This window comes from Acinetobacter sichuanensis, assembly GCF_003024515.2.
GTDB lineage: Bacteria > Pseudomonadota > Gammaproteobacteria > Pseudomonadales > Moraxellaceae > Acinetobacter > Acinetobacter sichuanensis.
In genome coordinates this window covers 46,020-63,444 of sequence record NZ_PYIX02000014.1, presented here as the reverse complement: position 1 = coordinate 63,444, position 17,425 = coordinate 46,020, and the positions used below count along the sequence as shown (strand labels likewise).

General features: G+C 37.0%; 11 protein-coding genes. 8 read left to right on the top strand and 3 right to left on the bottom strand.

Going from position 1 to position 17,425, the window contains the following annotated elements; genetic code table 11:
• The first annotated feature begins 2 nt into the window (after positions 1–2).
• The 7 genes from C9E89_RS10280 (at position 3) to C9E89_RS10250 (ending at position 12,621) form a co-directional block, all read left to right on the top strand.
• Complete coding sequence (locus tag C9E89_RS10280; protein WP_005028677.1) at positions 3–662, top strand: hypothetical protein; 660 nt, start codon at positions 3–5, stop codon at positions 660–662.
• Between the two features lie 265 nt (positions 663–927).
• A complete protein-coding gene (locus C9E89_RS10275) occupies positions 928–8,148 on the top strand; it encodes an LPD1 domain-containing protein (RefSeq protein ID WP_228199016.1) in 7,221 nt (2,406 codons plus the stop codon).
• A 9-nt stretch (positions 8,149–8,157) separates the two neighbouring features.
• Positions 8,158–8,589, top strand: a complete 432-nt coding sequence (locus C9E89_RS10270) for a hypothetical protein (protein ID WP_005005806.1) — start codon at positions 8,158–8,160, stop codon at positions 8,587–8,589.
• A gap of 272 nt (positions 8,590–8,861) precedes the next feature.
• Positions 8,862–9,434, top strand: coding sequence for a hypothetical protein (locus C9E89_RS10265; protein ID WP_005028673.1), 573 nt, complete (start codon positions 8,862–8,864; stop codon positions 9,432–9,434).
• Positions 9,388–10,176 (top strand): hypothetical protein, encoded by a 789-nt coding sequence (locus C9E89_RS10260; protein ID WP_005028672.1) that lies wholly within the window; start codon positions 9,388–9,390, stop codon positions 10,174–10,176. The genes C9E89_RS10265 and C9E89_RS10260 overlap by 47 nt, the downstream gene beginning before the upstream one ends.
• A gap of 8 nt (positions 10,177–10,184) precedes the next feature.
• A complete protein-coding gene (locus C9E89_RS10255; RefSeq protein WP_005028671.1) occupies positions 10,185–10,667 on the top strand; it encodes a hypothetical protein in 483 nt (160 codons plus the stop codon).
• Positions 10,668–10,764: 97 nt separating this feature from the next.
• Positions 10,765–12,621: a phosphohexomutase domain-containing protein gene (locus C9E89_RS10250; RefSeq protein WP_005028670.1), complete on the top strand. Its 1,857-nt coding sequence runs from the start codon at positions 10,765–10,767 to the stop codon at positions 12,619–12,621.
• Positions 12,622–12,669: 48 nt separating this feature from the next.
• Here the strand turns inward: C9E89_RS10250 and C9E89_RS10245 are convergent, their stop codons facing one another.
• Together C9E89_RS10245 and C9E89_RS10240 are read right to left on the bottom strand one after the other, a co-directional pair.
• Entirely contained in the window at positions 12,670–13,071 is a 402-nt protein-coding gene (locus C9E89_RS10245) for a hypothetical protein (protein ID WP_005028669.1), read from the bottom strand.
• Between the two features lie 49 nt (positions 13,072–13,120).
• On the bottom strand, positions 13,121–13,534 hold the full coding sequence (locus tag C9E89_RS10240) for a hypothetical protein (protein WP_005028668.1): 414 nt from the start codon (positions 13,532–13,534) through the stop codon (positions 13,121–13,123).
• A 266-nt stretch (positions 13,535–13,800) separates the two neighbouring features.
• Here C9E89_RS10240 and C9E89_RS10235 point away from each other — a divergent pair, with 266 nt between their 5' ends.
• Positions 13,801–16,806, top strand: a complete 3,006-nt coding sequence (locus tag C9E89_RS10235; RefSeq protein WP_005028667.1) for a DotA/TraY family protein — start codon at positions 13,801–13,803, stop codon at positions 16,804–16,806.
• Between the two features lie 61 nt (positions 16,807–16,867).
• On the opposite strand, the gene C9E89_RS10230 is transcribed toward C9E89_RS10235, so the two are convergent.
• Positions 16,868–17,362 (bottom strand): hypothetical protein, encoded by a 495-nt coding sequence (locus C9E89_RS10230; protein WP_005028665.1) that lies wholly within the window; start codon positions 17,360–17,362, stop codon positions 16,868–16,870.
• Positions 17,363–17,425: the final 63 nt, after the last annotated feature.

Below are 17,425 nucleotides of genomic sequence, written 5' to 3'. Positions count from 1 at the left end.
CTATGGCAATAGCAATTCCAAAGCAATTTGCTGGTTTTGGTCTAGCAGTTGCAATTATATCTGTGGCTAATCATTTCGGATTGGTCGATCTCTTTGCTCAAAGTGCTACACGGGCAATATCGAAACAAGCTCAATCAGTAGAGTCAGCCAATCCAGGCCAACCGAATGAACCTGAAAACGGTCTACAAATGGCAAAAGACTATGCTGAACATCAAAAAATGGTAGCCAATAGTGCAGCCATGCCATTTAAAAAAGAAGTGATTAATGTTTCCAGTATGGAAAACACACAACATTTTGGTCCTGTTTCAATGGAATCTCAAAATGTTGATACTGTGTTTATCATTCGAGATAAGGCCACTAAAAGGTTACGAGCCGTTGTTCAGGTACCCAAAAAGCAAACTGTCAATATATCTCTTCCAATTGGTCAATACACCATTCAATATGCCCAAAACAATTATATTAAGGATGCTCCATGGCAAGGCTTAAATAAGTTTTGGGGATACGGCACTACCTTTTTAGAAAGTAACCTTGAGCATAATGTTACCTTGGTCCAATATCCGAATAATAGTGGCTACTTTATTCGTGGTACTGGAATTATTGTAGGTGTAGAAGATGGCACCCAACCAGACGAACTCGCTAAAAACGAATTTGTTAAAATGTAACCATCAGCTTTAAGCAAGATGTCACCTATACGGTGGCATTTTTATTTATAAAAAAAGAAAGAATAGTGCACGGTTTTAGATGGTTTTATTAAAAATGATAGGTATTTAAACAGTGCTATTTACTCGGTATATACTATTTTAAAGAATAACGCCTAAACCCTCCCTCAAAGTTAATTTTTTAGTTTAATATAAGCACATATAAGTACTCGTAAGAGTCGTTTTAAAGTCTTGGATCATGCTATGTGACCAAGTAGGAGACTATAAAGTGAATGAAGTTAAATGGCCTAATTTAACTGGTCTTGGTGCGCGTCTTGTAGTATCGCCAGCCAACAATTTTCGCCCAAAAACGGCGATGCTTGTTGTTAATGAATTTGAGCAATTCAAAAAATCTATTGAACAAAACAGTTCTAAGCAATTTGAACAAGTGTTAATGGATGCCCATTTTTATGAAGTGCAAAATGATGATGGTATTCATGCGTACTACTATAAGAACCCGGCAAAGTCTGGTATCGATCTAAACGATCTTCAGAAGGTCTTTCCAGCGTTTACCAACGATATGAAAGTACCGACTAAGCAAGAAGATATTTATCTCACCAATCTACCGTTTAAGAAGAACATTCCGAACTGGAAAAGTTACTTCGCATCAGCGACCGAACGCCTTTCCGCTTTCCCTGAAGTGTATGTCAGTAAGCTAAACAATGGATCTAATATCCTTGATACGCTGAAAACCAGTCTTCAGGAATCGAACAAATCCTACTTGGCTCAATTTCAGTCTTCAAAAATTCCTTTTAATCGTCTTCAAGATTATGGCTATGAAAATATCTTCTCTAAAGTCTATCTAGATGAAGAATCGGCGATGGCCAGTGGCGAAAGTCTAGATAATCTAGCCAAAATTAAGTTGTCTCCATTTGCAGTACCCGTCAATTACGAAAAAGATGGTTCGTTACTGATTATTGATGACTTGCGCCATATTCCTGAAATCTTTGCTCATGATCCGTATGAAGCATTGGGGTTAAATGACAATATTAACCTGGTGCATTTTGCTCATGAATACGAGTCCACTTTTAATCAGCTGATTGAGCATGGCCGTGGCAACAGAATGTTTAACATGAGCTTTAAAGATGTTGATGCTTATGTACAAAAATTAGCTTCTGATCTTGTTGTGATAGACCGTGTGTTTAATCAACAGCAATTGCCGTATCCAAAGCTATTAGAATCCGCTAAACAAGGTATTCCAGCTTTTTATAAAGATGAACACGGCACATGGATGGCGTCTAAACAAGGTATTGAAACACGCCTTGTAGATAAGATGGTGTATGACGCTGCCATGCTTCGCCATGATGTCTTACAACAAATGGTACGCCAGATGCCAACAGGTAAAGTTTTCTTTGCCGATCTGAGCCAAGAGTTCTCTGAATTCTCTGTAAACATCGTTCCTAAGTTTAATGCGCTCTATGATCACCAATCTGCTGAAATCAAACAGCGTAAACTAGAAGAACAACTCAATGAATCAAATGTTAACGAGATCTTGAATGATCTTGATGTTAATTTTGAGGCAACTGAGAAGGCATCTATTACTGAGTCTGATCTACTCAACATTGCAAATGACCTCCCTACTCCAGAAATTGATGATGTTGCCGTACTTAAAGAGCTCTTAAAGTTTCCTGAAGAATTATTGGATGCAAGAGGCAATGACAAGGTGCGTGATTTCGCGCCGTCTATGCTTGAAATTAGACAGATCTTGGATGTCTATGTCATTCCTAAGGCTACTGAACAAGCTCAACAAATTGAGAAGCAATATAGTGATTATCTAAATCAGAAATATGCTGAAATTCAAGATGTCGTGCGCTCAGCTACACAAACAAAAAACTTCAGCGTAGATGATATTCAAGCGATCTCTGACGAAATCGACACACACAATGTTGAGATCTCAAAACAGTACAATGAAGTTAAAAAAGTCTTATGGCAAAGTGAAACTTTGGTATCTGGCATTACGTCTGCAACAAATACCTTTTTGTTTAATAAAAACAGCTTCTACTACGCTAAAGATGAAAACGGCAAATTTGTAGGTTTTGAATCTGAAGTAGAAAGCAATCAACATAAAGCGGATCTGTTCAAATTACTATCTAAGCAATTCGACAATCAATTGGTTTCAATTAACACGCCTGAGCTTCAGGAATTTGTGAATAATGAAACTGCAGTTGATATGTTGATGTCACGCACGAACAATTATGTTGAGCAAAATATCAATGATTTTGTTGCTGGTGATTTTTCTGCGCCTTTAGAGCTAGAGCAAGATGTACAGCGTTTAGAGTTAAGCGATCTGTGCACGGCTGATCTTGCTAATAACGATAAATTAGCTTCAGCGTATTTTGAAGAGTTTACTCGGCTTCTTGATGAATCAAACTTTGATGAAGCATTTTTAAAACAATCTCTATCACAAACTAAAAGTGCGTCATTCTTAAAGAACGGTGTAAATGAGATTTTATTCCGTAATTTATTGGTGCCAAATGCAAGTGAAAACTTCAATCGTAAGACTAAATCTGATTCTGTTCCTGAGGATATTCTTGCTAAAACTTCATCACATACAGATGGGTTTAGTCTGGACCGTCAGTTCAATCGCTTTGTTGAAGTTCAAAGCTTCCAAAAGGCATTAACAGCCAAATATCCGCAACAAGACTGGTCATTTATCACAAAGGATGACCGTGGCGAAAACATCAAGTCGATTGCTGAAGATATGCAGTCTGACATGGAAGAAGACCGTAAAGATGCAAAGGATCTGTTGTCGAGTATCGAACGTCAGTTTTATTCTAAAAATTCGACCTTATTTGTCTCGAACATGGATCTCGCTGCAGATGAAATCTATGTTCAGATTAAACCAACGGGTGACATTGACGATTTAAAAGTTAAAACCGTTAAATCAAATGAATTTGATGAAAACAAACATTTTTCATTGTCTACCGATGGCTACAAAGCAACAAATCAAGCGTATGCGAACATTGCCAAGTATTTTGTTGAAAAAACCCTATATCTAGAAGATGGCGATTATGACAAGGCACAAAAACTAGCTGCCTTAGTGATTGCTGGTGAAGATAAAGAGCTCAAACAAGAAACTAAGAAAGTCTTTGGTGTAGAGCTGACTGCAGATGACTTGAAGCAAGTCCAAAGCATGCAGTTAGAAGATGGTAAGCTCCAGTTAAACAAAACTGCCCTACCGAACCACAACTACAACAACATTCAGCTATTCAACTATCTGAACCTGATTGATATTAATCAGCGTACAGTTTTTGGCAAATTTGATGTTGAAGTACAAAAAGAATTTGAGGTGATTAAGGATCTTCTCAAACCTAATGTAGCTTTTCAGAATAACGTTAAATATTTTTCTCTAACAGCTGAAGAAGAGAACGTACAGTTCAATAGTGAATCTGAATACTTTAACACTCAGCTAGAAAATGCTGTAAAGCACTATGAAGATCACCACGGCGCAATCAAGATCCCTGATCATGATTTGTTTATAACTGTGTTTCAAAAGAATGATCTTCAGTATATACGCCTCTACAATCATAAAGACAAAAATGCGCCGTTTATTGGGCATTCAGTTTCCCTAGATGCCAATATACATAAGGCTACTGGCTTTAATGATAGAGATGCGGTTAAAACGTCTGCGAATGCTTTGTTTAAGTTATCGACTTCACGCAACAGCATGACGTTTATGCCTCCAGCTAAGTTCACTTTTGAAAAATATTACGAGTCAGATCTCAACTTCTTCAAAGCTAAAGATAGTCAGCAAACTTTAATCAATAAAGTGTTTACGTCTTTACCAAACAAGATGTTCCAGTACATTTCTGATCATCCATCTAATTTCAACTCTAAATTAGATTTCATCAGCAATCTTAATTCTGCAACATACGAAAAGTTTGAGGATCTTAGCTACGATAAAAAACCGAATGAAGTCACTGAGCTTCTGAGCAACATCTCTCCAGCGTACACCTATGTTATCGCTCATGTAGATGGCCAGACAGCAATCATGCCTAAAAACTTAACCAAAGTTTTTGATGTTCAGGCATTTGAAGAAGTTCATCCGTTTGATTTGGTGAACTCTAAACTTCAGAAAAGTGATCTTAAAGAACTTTTTAGCAATGGTATCAATGGTGAACCTGATCCGTTCATTAATAAGCTCAAATTTAGTGTTGTATTAAACCGTGTAGGTAATCCAGAACTTGAGGATATTCAGCCTAGATTTATGTTAGAGCAGATCGCCGTGAATGAGGCGTTTGCAGAAAAATATAAAACCTTAACCGCTTTAAATGAAGTCAATGCCGTCATGCTTGAGCATGTCAAAGCATTACAAGATACGATTAAACAGGCTTATGCTGAGCATTTTGTAGGTTCCAACCCTAAAGTTCACCAATACAAGTTGCTAAACAAATCATCTCAACAAGATGAAACACCGCAATTGTTTATGGTTGATACGGACTATGAGCCTCAATTAACTGCCGTGCTTCTTCGTATACCGTCTCATGACTATCAGTATCAATTGATTACTGGTTTTGATGATGTAGACCAGTTTAGTCACGAAATCTTAAATGCTATCGAATCTAAGGTTAATTTCGGTACCACTTTAGAGCAATTAGCACTATCTAACTTGCCTGAAATTCAGATTAAACACAAAACTGACTTTGAGAATAAACAGTTAGCAAGTTTGCATTTCCAAACTTTGATTACGAATACGCTTGGTGCTCTATACGATCAAACCGCACACATAAAGCCGTATATCAAAACTGAAAATCACAAATTGTTTTTGGCCATCAAGCCATCGACCGACAATGAATATGCATCGGTTAAACTTTTTGGTGATAAGTCCGATATTCACGGTGATTACAAGTCTCTGTGCGTTTTTCCTGTTAAAAGTATGCGCTCAGTTGAAGATGTCTTACAACTTCAAAACCGTGTGTTTACTGACTTCACGTTTATCGATCAATTGGTACCAAAAGACAAATATGTGCCTGTTGATGTAAAGGTAGAGCCAAGTGACTCCCCTGCTATGTACTTAGGTGATGTAGGTGCCAAGTTTGGCGGTGCACATAAAGATCGCTACGGTGAATACATTTCATTGGAATATATTTCAGCGACATCAGCCGATCAAACAGCTACGGACTATCGAAAAGCAAAAATCGTTGCAAATAAAGAATTCCAAGCTTGGTACACCAATACGCCACTCGGTATTGATGACAAAATATTCGTAAAGGCAATGTATGACTACTGCCCAACTAAACCGTTATTCTCTAAAAATGCGTTGATGCTTGATAGCCAACGAGCGACAGAATTACGTGCGTATGTGGCTGTTGTTTCTAACATCAGAAATTTGATGGTAGATACTCAAGAAGAGTTGATTCATGCGGTAAGAAACAATAAAAGCTTATCTGCTGAAAGTCTTGGTATGACTGATCGCCAACGTAAAGACTATATCGGGCTTTATAGTAAAGGTACCAAGAACAACTACAAAAACTACTTCGAATTGCTTAGCAATTTGAATGAGTACTACATTATGCCAGAACATACAGGCGGTATCAGTGTTCAGCTTGAGAAAATCATCGAAAAAACGATTGATAAAGAACTCAGTGAGATTCTATCAACAGGTAAGATCTTTGATTTTTACGGTAAGTCGAAAGTCACTAAAGATGTGAGCGATGCGATCAGCAACATGCAACGTACTGGCTTATATTCAACTGTGCTTGAACCATACGTTCTGAAAAGTGCGATTGAAAGTGGTTTAGTTAAAGCTGAATCTGCACCTATTTATGTTAAAGATCCTGTTGCACCAGTTATAGAAGCAACGACTGAAGCTGTGAATACACCTAAAGCACCACGTTTGCCGTCATTTACCAGTGAAGTGAAAAAACTTGAAAATGGCTTTGTGACTGAAAAAGTCCAATCAAGTATTTACGGATTGTTAAATTACTCTCGTACTGGTCCTGATCATCGCCAAGGTGCCGATGTGGATTCATTCAAGCTTAAAGATGACTTTTCTATCCGTGGTGTTGAAGTAGGCAATAAAGTTAGTCCTGTGGCTCAACAGTTGGTTAATGCCGTGTATGACTCATTGGCTGACTTAAAACAACTCATGGGCTTTAAATCAAACAATGGTTTATTGAACTTGGGTGTTGCTTTGGCTTCACGCGGAATTAAAGGATCTGCAGCGCATTTTGAACTGTCTAAGAACGTGGTTAACTTAACTCGTGATAGCGGATCTGGAAGTTTGGCTCATGAGTATGGCCATGCGCTAGATGCACACTTGGGAATGTTGGAAAAAGCGGAAGTATATAAAAATCACGCTCAAATGAATCGTTCTGTACTTCAGGACTATTATGAAGACATCCCTAATTTTGAGATACCAGGTGCACGACACTTCTTATCAAATATGTTGGATGCTGGATACTCCCCTGTTACTGAGTCCGGTCGTGCTTTTGAAAAGGTACATCGTGCGATGATGAATGAGCCAGTTCAGCCAATGAAAAATTACGGTCAAGTACTTCATGAGAATGCTGAGACTGCAATCAAGGCGTACCACACTGTTGCTGATTCAATGCATGATGAAGTGATTAAGAATAAAGAGAATTATCCTAATTCTACGCGCAAAACCTTAAACAGCTTCTTTGACTGGCACCAAAAGCACTATGAAGATCTCATTCGCCGTCAGTTTGAGAAAATTGAAGAGTACTTGAAGAAGTATGAGCGTGAATATAAAGCTGATACAAACCTATCTTTCTTCAGTACAGTTCAAGACAAGGTGGATGTCATTGTCTCTAAAATTAACACTGACATTAATGCTATAAGCTTTAAGTCGTTTGAGCGCTATCAGCAAAAACTTAATGATATGCGCCAGCCAGAACATCATTTACCTACAACCGGTTTGGAAGAAAAAATTACAGGTGTTGCGAACGCAGCGAATGTGGATTTAAAAACACTATCGCAAAACCTATCTGAATACTTGATAGAGTCATCTAAATACAAGTTCTATAACCTGGTAGAGAAGTACATGCCTGAGGGAGTTAAAAATCCTCATACTCAAATGCAAAACTTCTTTGATAAGTCGCAAGACGTTGAAGTTAACGTAGGTGATATTCGTTTTAGTGACAATCTATCGCGTTATAAAAAGGACTGTTTAAATATCGACAGTGCTGAAAATCGTGCAACGCCGTATTACGCGACCAGTACCGAAATGTTTGCTCGTTATTTTGAGACTTATTTGTACTCTAAAGTTTCAAATGAAAATGAAATGAAAAACTCATTTTTAATTGACGGCTACCCTACCGTACAACCTAAAGGTTTAGAGTTTGAGATCTGCAGAAACTTGACTGAACAATTAGTCGAAACTTGTGTAATATTTGATCAAGATCTGCAAAACGAAAATACCCAAAAAATTATTGCTGAAGTTTCGATTGAAAAAGAAAATGAAGCTGACCAATTAAGACTTGAGATGTGAGATAACTAAATGCAATACGAAAATATTCATGAAGCAAAAACGCCACTTAAAAGCATGATTACTCGTAGTCATGCCTATATTCGCCTGTTGGTAGAAAAAAGTATGGCTGATGGTATTAAGTTTAAATATCACAACGGTAGACGTTTAACTCAAATTGATGATCCTGAGCGTGTTGTTTCTCAAATCTTCCCTTATTTTTTCCGTTTAGTTTTCTTGGAAATATCAACTTATTACGGTCAAACATTTGATGGTCTTAAGTTTCATTCTAAGAAACGTGCAACAGGAACATTGCAATTAGAGGTCAGTATTCTTGAAGACAAAATACCGAACCAATTAGAGTTTTTCACCTTTATTAGTTACGTTTTTAACTATGGGTTTTTAAAAAATCAATTCCATGAAGACTTAACCCTTTTAACCAAAGCAACAAAGTTTGCCAGTTAAAAGTTAGATCCATTTTAAATCTTAGATTTAGGTATATACTAAAAATAATTTTTAAATATTTAAACTTTCAATGTGGCTTTATAATCAAATAAAGCCATATTGATTTAGAAACAAGTTAGATATTTCTGAATTAAAAGTGTGGCGAAAGTATCAGTTTTATAAGTCAAACAGTCTGCAGTCTTTTAAGTAACTGTTGTAACGAAATAGTCATAACTGAGTCGCTGTACATTTGATGTGTATGCCCTTTTATTAATCCCATTGGAGATGATCGAATGCAAAAACCATTGCATGAAAATCTTGAAAACTTTCTGCCTTACTTGAAAAGTGAACTCGCTGCCAAAGGTATTTTAAGTGCGTCACTCAAAACCATCTTTTTGAACTACATTGATCAGATCACAAAAGAGAATAGATTCGTCAGCCATACCAATACGACCGATCGACAAATTGTATATATAGAACGTGGCGATGATGCATTGATGTTGCGCTTTAAATATTTTGTTGAAAATAATGAGTACTTAGAAGTTGAGTTAATCATCACGGATACTCATGTAAAGTTGGTTTATGCTGAATCACCAGAATTACACTTGCTTTATGATGATGAAACACCAATTTGCTTAGATGCTGGCCAGTTAATCAAGTGTACCAATGACTATGGAACATCACTTGCTACTTTAATTAGCGCCCTATTCCAATGTTTACTCAGTGATGATCCACAAAAAAATATCCAAGACGTACTTAATCAAACTAATCTTTTTGACAAAGTTTCAGATGAAAATGCCGAATTAAACAAGGGTTCACATGATTTCGATAACCGACAAAATCAAGCAAATATCTGGGTTTTCTGATTCAGATTCAGAAGTTGTTAAGGATAGTGTTTTATCCTTATCTACTGCTTTGTGGATCATGAATATACTCATGTCTACAAATTTTGTTATTGGTTTAACCAAGAGAGATCAGAAGCTTTTTGATAATGCCAAAGAAACACTGATTACTGAAATGAAGCGGTTAAATTACAATCTTAGCGATTATAAAGTACTCCCTGTTTCAAAAAAGAATGAACCGCTTTTGCTTCAAATTAAACTTGAACAAAAATCAGATCGGATCATAGATTTAGTCAATGCCAATTTAAAGGATTTATCCAAAGACGAGTCCATGGTTATTGAAGTTCTTTATGCAAATTTAATGAATAGTAATAGTGGTGTTTGCATCACTATAAGCGATATTCATGATAAAACAGCGCTTCAAGTCAGTGAGATTCTTACTGACATTTCAAAAGAATTAAAGGTATCTACTTTATCCGATGTTCTTGATATTTATGCACGACCAATTGAACATAATAATGCCAAGGTGAGCTTTACCCTGGTGAACCCATGGGCATTATCAACCGATAGAAAAAAGACTCTTTGCATTGCTGCACCCATATTCAATGAATACAACAGTCCATTTAAATTAATTGCACTTCTTCAAAATATCATTTATCTAATTAATCAGAAGTGTACTAAAGAGACGGACCTTCTATTCGATTCCATTAACCTACCAAAATTTCAAAATAGACTTTTTGGCCAAAGCTTTTTTTATATTAATTAGGACTAACCATGAAAAACCAAACACGCCCATTTACTGTAGTGTTGTTGGCTCCTATTGCAGAACAACCTATTCATGCTTTAGTTGCGCCATCAGGTGATTCAATTCTGTTATCACAAGATACGAAAGTCTCTACTCTCGCAAATTGTCCAGATATGATCGAATCTGAGTTCGGTACATATGATGAATTTCTTATCGAACATCGCGATCAATTTATGCTGTTTAACCAAGTCGCATCTGATTTAGATCCTGATCTAATTTTTCCTAAAGTGCATTCAGACCTACTTGAAGATAGCTTATGTATTATTCGTTCTATTTTCGCTTTTGAACGTTTCAAATTAGAAGAAGAACAAAAGAATGCTACTCGTAAAGAGCCTAAAGAAATTAATCAAGAATATTTAATGAAACGTGCGATAGACCAGGCAATGACTTTAGAGCAAGATGTTTCTGACCTTTCATCAAATGTAGAGCGCTTACAAAGCCCCATGTCTTAAACTCCATTAAATATATTTAAAATTAACTTTAAACCCTCTCTTAAAACTTATATGCTTATTAGTAATAGTTTAAGGGTGTGGTTTAAAGTATTTTTAGATGGATACAAATTTAGTTTTTTTCGATGACTTTAACGCTACTTCTAACACCTCTTCTGGTGAAAATCACCGTTCTTTAAATAACGTACTATTCTTCTTTCTCAACTATCATAAAGGTACGTTTTTAGCTGATACGATATTTTTTGATACCCACTATCAAACAATTGACAACCGTAATATTGTCGGGGTTTTGCCTGTTCTTTTTAGTATCTGCCAGATTGACCGTTCAGAAGGTCACACCGGGCAAATAGTCGATATTCAACAGGATCTAAATAACGTAGATGAAGATGATTATGAACCTGTAATTGATATAGATGATACGCAAACATTTAACTTGTTCTACCACTTCCTTAAACCATCCAATGATGCACCTGTAAAACCACACCTTAATAAACTAAAAGTATTACCAGACAACTTAATCGATTCGATTAAACACCATGAGCTTTTAAATTACATTCTTGCTCTCATTGAGAATAAGATCTGGACCGATTCTGATGTATTTAAGTATGAGTACAAAAATAGGTTTTTGTTTTGCGTTTTTATCTATTTGTCCAAGACCGTAGATCTAAGTTTTAATAGCTCTCACGCTTCTTTCACGAGCTGGCTTGAACTGCGTAACCTATCTTGGTTTGGTGCTAATGAAGTTGATACCAGTAACTTTGCAACATTAGAGCTTTATATACATGCCCTATCCTACACGCTTAAACTGGCAAACCATATTGTAAAAGCAATCATCAATAATAATGTGACGCCGTTTAAAGTTGCACCGCAAGAAGAATTGTTTTACTTTTTTGCTGAACGTACAGACGCACGTTCTCCTAATGAAGAGACTACACCGCCGTATACGCCAGCGGAAGATGATGAAACTTTTTCCACTGAACTTTCTAGTGCTCCAGTACCAGCACCGTCAAATAAGGAAACACCAAAAGTAACCGATGCTTATTTATTGGTTGGTGCGGATCTTGAGGATTCTGAGTCCACAACATCAGAAAAGAATGTGATTACTCAAGACTTCAACTACCAAGCACGTTTAAATGAATTATATGAGCTGTCAAAATTCATCAAAGATGAAATTATAGATGCTCCAATCATTTCTATTAATCAAGCGTGGAATATAGTGCAAGATAAATGGAAGTTTTATCTCGATACTTTTTCAAGTAGCTACTTCAATATGAATGATTTTGAGAAGACGGCTATTCTTAAACAATTGAAATCACTCAAAGCCAGTATTTTTATGAACTGGTTTGATATTAAGTCGGGTGCTGGCCAGCAAGTATTTATTGATCTAGTGTCATACGACACGTTTAAGATTGAGTTTCTTTCTTCTGAAGCTAAGATGATCCAAACTTACATGAAGAACCGTATTAAAAATCAGATGTATTTTGAAACTACGGCGCCACAACCAAAGTTTTTGAGAAATCTAAACAACTTATTTAATGAACGTGTCGATACGCAAAAAATTAAAGACATAGAAAACACTGAACTTTTGTTGAAGGTGAATGGCATTCTTGACGGTGTTACCAAAGATCTCATTGACAATATCAATCTGCATTTATCAAATGACATTTATCTTGTGAACTACTTTTCTAATGTAGATAAGGAACTGGAACCGCCCAAATATCACTTATTAGATATTTTGCTTCGTACTTCAGTGCTTAACCTTATCTATGTTTGTCCTACAGCATCACTCAATGCAACCAAGGATCTTCTAAATGCAATCACTGATCCTGAAATTGAGGTTTCAGCTTTTGACACATTCGACCGCAAACAATATCAAAATCAAATTGTAAAAGAACTCGCATGTTCATTCCGTCAGCGCATAGATCCATCTGAACTTTTGAAGCTAGATATTACGTAGATATAAAAAATGCCCATCATTCGGGCATTTTCTTTTTAATGGTTAGGCTTACCAAGGTCTAGGCTCTGGTGGGCGTGATGTGTATTCATTATCCATATTGTTTTCAGATTCATTGTCTTGGTCCAATTCTGGATCTGTTTGTTTGTAGCGGTTTTGGTAATCTTGCTGCTCAATTAAATCTTCTAGAGCCATTTCTTTAAAGTGACCAACAAGTAATGAACGTGTTTCTTCTTGGTATTCTGGTTCTTGCGCTAATTGACGTCCAATTTCATTCGGTAGTTTATTGTCGTAGATATATTTTAGGTTGGTTCGTTGTGTTTGTAGTGTAGGTTGTGGGTTAAACTCGTCAGTAAGGGAAACTACTTTAGCTTCACTAAAACTAGTGCCACAATTAAAAACGGCTCTGGTCGCGTCTTGAAGTATATCTTCTTCGTTCTGTATGTTTTCCATTTGGCTTAAACCCTTTATTAAAGTCAGAATCTTAAAATTAAGAGATGTATTAAGATACCCAATTATACTTCAATAAATTTTCAATTTGTACCTTTAACGCTTCTTGCTCTAATCTGTCTAAACCTATTGTTGCGATGTTCTCTAAAAACTTGTCTTTATACTCGTTGTAACTTTCTATATCGTCTTTTTTAATGGTTTTGTCTAGATTTAACGTAAGCATGAGGTTTAATACTTTTAATATTTTTAGGTTCTTCCGTTTTTTGAGAACTTCAATAGGATCTAATTCAAAAGTATTTATTTTATCTAGTTTTTCTTTATAAGTTATTGCCATTAAAGGATTTATGCTTTGGTTGAGTATGTAGGATAACTCTAAAACAGTTATATCTTTCCCCATATCTTTAGATACAGATTTCTTAATTTCCGACAGTAAAATTAAGTGAGATGTAAACTTTGCTTTATCCATAATAGTCTCTTGTATTTAAACTAAATCTTTAAAACAATTAGCAAGTCATGTTTAAACTTTCTGTATATACCAATAACAGTTTTGTGGTACATTATTGCTAATTTAAAAACCATTGTTATTTGTAATAAAATGGTTTTAATGATTCTTTGGTTAAAAGGTATTAAGCCTTTTAGTTAAACGTCTAACTTGTAATTTATAACACTTTGCTTTTAGTCGTCTTAAGTAAGCGATGTATAAGAAGCATTAAGAAAAACGGTGAGTTAGCTATGAGTTTATTTTGTCAATCGACAAATCCGAATTGTGATGGCGACCAAGCCGTTACTCTTCTCTCATCTATCTTTGGACACGACTTCATCAATGCGTTTATCAATGCGTCTGGACCAGCCTCGACAGTACCATCATCAGGTTTACTCACTAATATATTATTAGGCGGTGTAGCTAGTGTGGCAATGTCGTTGGTTTTGGTTTTTGCGATCGGTATTGGTTTAACAGCACTTTTGAAAAGCGCCCAGGACGGTGAAGCTTTCGGGAAAGATTCAAAAGTCACTACGATGTTTTCCCGAATATTATATTCGATTATTTTACTTTTACCTACGGCGTCCGGCTACTGTTTCATTCAAGTAGTCGTGCTAGGTATGGTGCTATGGTCAAATAATGTATCCAATACAATTAATAATAGAACGTTAGGCGAATCCTTAATGGCTTCGGCTAGTTTGTCAGATACGCACGATCATCAGCGTGACATCTTTGGATTTAGGAAAAATGCGCCTGTTATGCTTCGCCAGTTGCATTGTATTAACGTTCTAAACCAAGAGTTTTATACTCTACCGCCAGCATTCGGGCGCTATTTTAGTGATGGTGCTTATGGGGCGAATGCTAATCCTGGTGTTAGCATGACTGCAGTAGAGAAAAAGCAAAACTACATTGATAAAACCGCTAAAACTGCAAGTAACTGGACATCTGTTACTTATAACTTCGCTTACGCTGACAGCCGTTTAGAAGTTGGGGGCAAAAAAGAGCCGATCTGTGGCGGTGCTTCAATGAACGTTGTTAATCCAGCTGCGGTTAATGCTGAGTTAATGGACATTCCTGTTTATAAACTTCGCCAATCAGATCAAAACAAGATCAACGTTGCTTTGGCAAATGTTCAAGCTAAGTTACAACAAGAAAAGAACAATCTATATCGTCAATTCTTTATCGATTTAGAAAAGTGGTATATCGCATATCAAGTAAGCCCTAATGCCACTGAACAGGAAGGAACATTCCCGATTAGTAAAGCTGCTATGGATGCTTTCAATGCGCTAGTTGATAATTATGTGAATAAGAGTCATACCGTAACGAATAATGTTCTGACTTCTGAAAATGGCTATACTGCGGTTCAAACTGTTGTTAATACGCTAAATCAGCGCGGTTGGATGATGACGCCTGAAGCTCGTATTAAAGTAGGTCAATATCGCGCTATTGTTGAGAAGTATATTACTGAACCTTTGTGGACGTTCAGCCCTCCTACACTGAATTCAGCAATCATGAGCAACTCAAAAGGTGAAGCAATTTATAACACCGTTTATGTTGCAATGGATAATGCTGTTGGTAGCATTACATCCAACAATAATTGGGTGGCAAACGGCGATATTGCCGACTCTACCAACTTAATATCAATGTCTACCGATGGTGGTGACTCAAACAAAGTATCCAACATCGATCAAAAGTTTTCGGCATATGGTTCTGCTTGGGCAACAAACATTACTAAATCATTGGTAATGGGTGTATTGGTCGGTGAAAAAGGCGATGCGGAATTATTAAATAATAATTCGTCAAGCTCAAATATCAGCCCTACTACATTGCACCGCAATACGAATGTTATCCGTAATATTCAAGATACTGGTGAAGCAATCTTAGTCTATAAAGCTGTGGCTCAAGGTACTGTTGTCGGCATGAAATTAGTCGTGCTTACTGCTCGTTCTGGTTCTGCTCTTGTTCAATGGGTACCAGGGCTTAAGGGCGTAACTGAAGAAGGCACCAACGCTTTAGAATATGCCGTTGAAAATATCTTTGCTCCTATCCTTGGTCAGCTAGTAACGTATTTGACGATTCTTGGTGTGTGGATGGCGGTTGTTATTCCATATATGCCAATGATCTTCTTTGGTCTAGCTTGTGTAGGTTGGATCATCCATATCCTATACGCTGTGTGTGGTTTGCCTTTATGGGCGCTAATGCACATGATCCCTGAGCGTACTTTTGTCGGTAGCCAAACACAAGGTTATGTCACGGTATTAACGTTGTTCATGCGACCAATATTTATCATTGTTGGTTTCTGGATGGCTGAAATTATTATCGGGCCAGCTCTTGTTACGCTTACTGATATGTTCTTTAGCTACCAAGGTGCAATGAGCATCGCTTATTCATCTAATACGTTTACAGTTATCTTTACTGAGCTGATTACGTTTATCTGGAAGTTCTTCTTATATCTATTCTTGATGACTTCAGCGATCTACCTGATTTACGGGTTGGTATTTAGTGTTGCTGACCAAGTACAACAATGGATTGGTTCTGGATTGAATGGCGGTCAGTGGGGTGAAACAAACTCAAAAGAAGCTATTCAAAAGTTTGGTGGCGCTGCAAGTACGTTGTCTGGTCCATCTCCAGCATCTCGCCGTCCTTTACCGCCTGGTAGACGTCCTGATGGTGGTAAGGGTGGTCCAAATAATCCGAAAGGTGGTGGTGGTGGCAATGGTGGTACAGGTGGTAATACATTAGGCGGTACTGGTAGTACGACTGCATATAGCCCTGTAAACATGCCAGCTAGATCCGCTTCTTTTGGCGCTGCAACTGGTGGTACAGGTGGTATTACTCCAAGTGGTGTCACTGGTGGTACGGGTGGTAGAACTGGTCTTGGTGCTAAACCAACATCACCTACCCCAAGCCAAGGTCAATCTACATTCGGTATGGGTGCTACAAGTGTAAGTGGTACAAATAATACGCCTACTACTGGTGGTGGTCTATATGGTGCAAATGCTTACGGAAAAACAGCTTCTACGTTTAATCGTGGTGTAGCTAAAGCATCAGCATCTAAGACTGGTTCTACTTTCGGTAGTGTGAATGTTGCAAGTGGTACTGGCTATACGTATGGTACTGGTTCGACTCCTAATGCACGTTTTGGTGCTAGTTCTAGTGCAACCAAGAAATCTAATATTTCTGGCCGTAGCACTATGACTAATCGTGTGCGTTCAGGTTTAAGTTCAACTCTGTCTAAGTTTAAAGGTAAACCTTAAAATCTAGACAATAAAAAATGGTGCTTTATAAGCACCATTTTTTTTATCAAAATATTCATAATTAAAAGTTGATTTTCTGAATGTTGTTTTTGTTTGTAGAGTTAAAAATAAATCTACGAACGCCGATATTAACAAGTTGCTGTTGATCTTTCTCTAGCTGACCAACTGCATGACTGTAAGCACGGTTCAAATTGTTATATGAACGGTTTTGCACAAGTAAGTCAAAGTTGTTGATACGCTCTTCTTCTAACTCAATTTGCTTGTTATTAAGCTCGATGTCTTTTGCTTTCATTTGGGCGCAAACATTGTTGTACTTGTTCGCCAGCTCATTGTGCTTGCTTGTAACGTCATCAATGTGTGCGTTCGCTTCAGTAACCAATTCGTTGTACTGATTTGTAATACCTTTGATTCTGTTTTCTAGCATTTCAATGTGAGCTAACAAGGCATTTTCATTCTTCATGTGTACTTTGTTTTGGATTAAAAAGTCTAATCCCATTGAAGCACGGTCAATCGCTTGGTCGAAAGTAGCGCTTAAAACGTGTGCGTGATTTAACATATTTAGATACCTCACTACTTTTATTAAATTAAAATATTAAAACCATGTAACCTTATTCTTAAA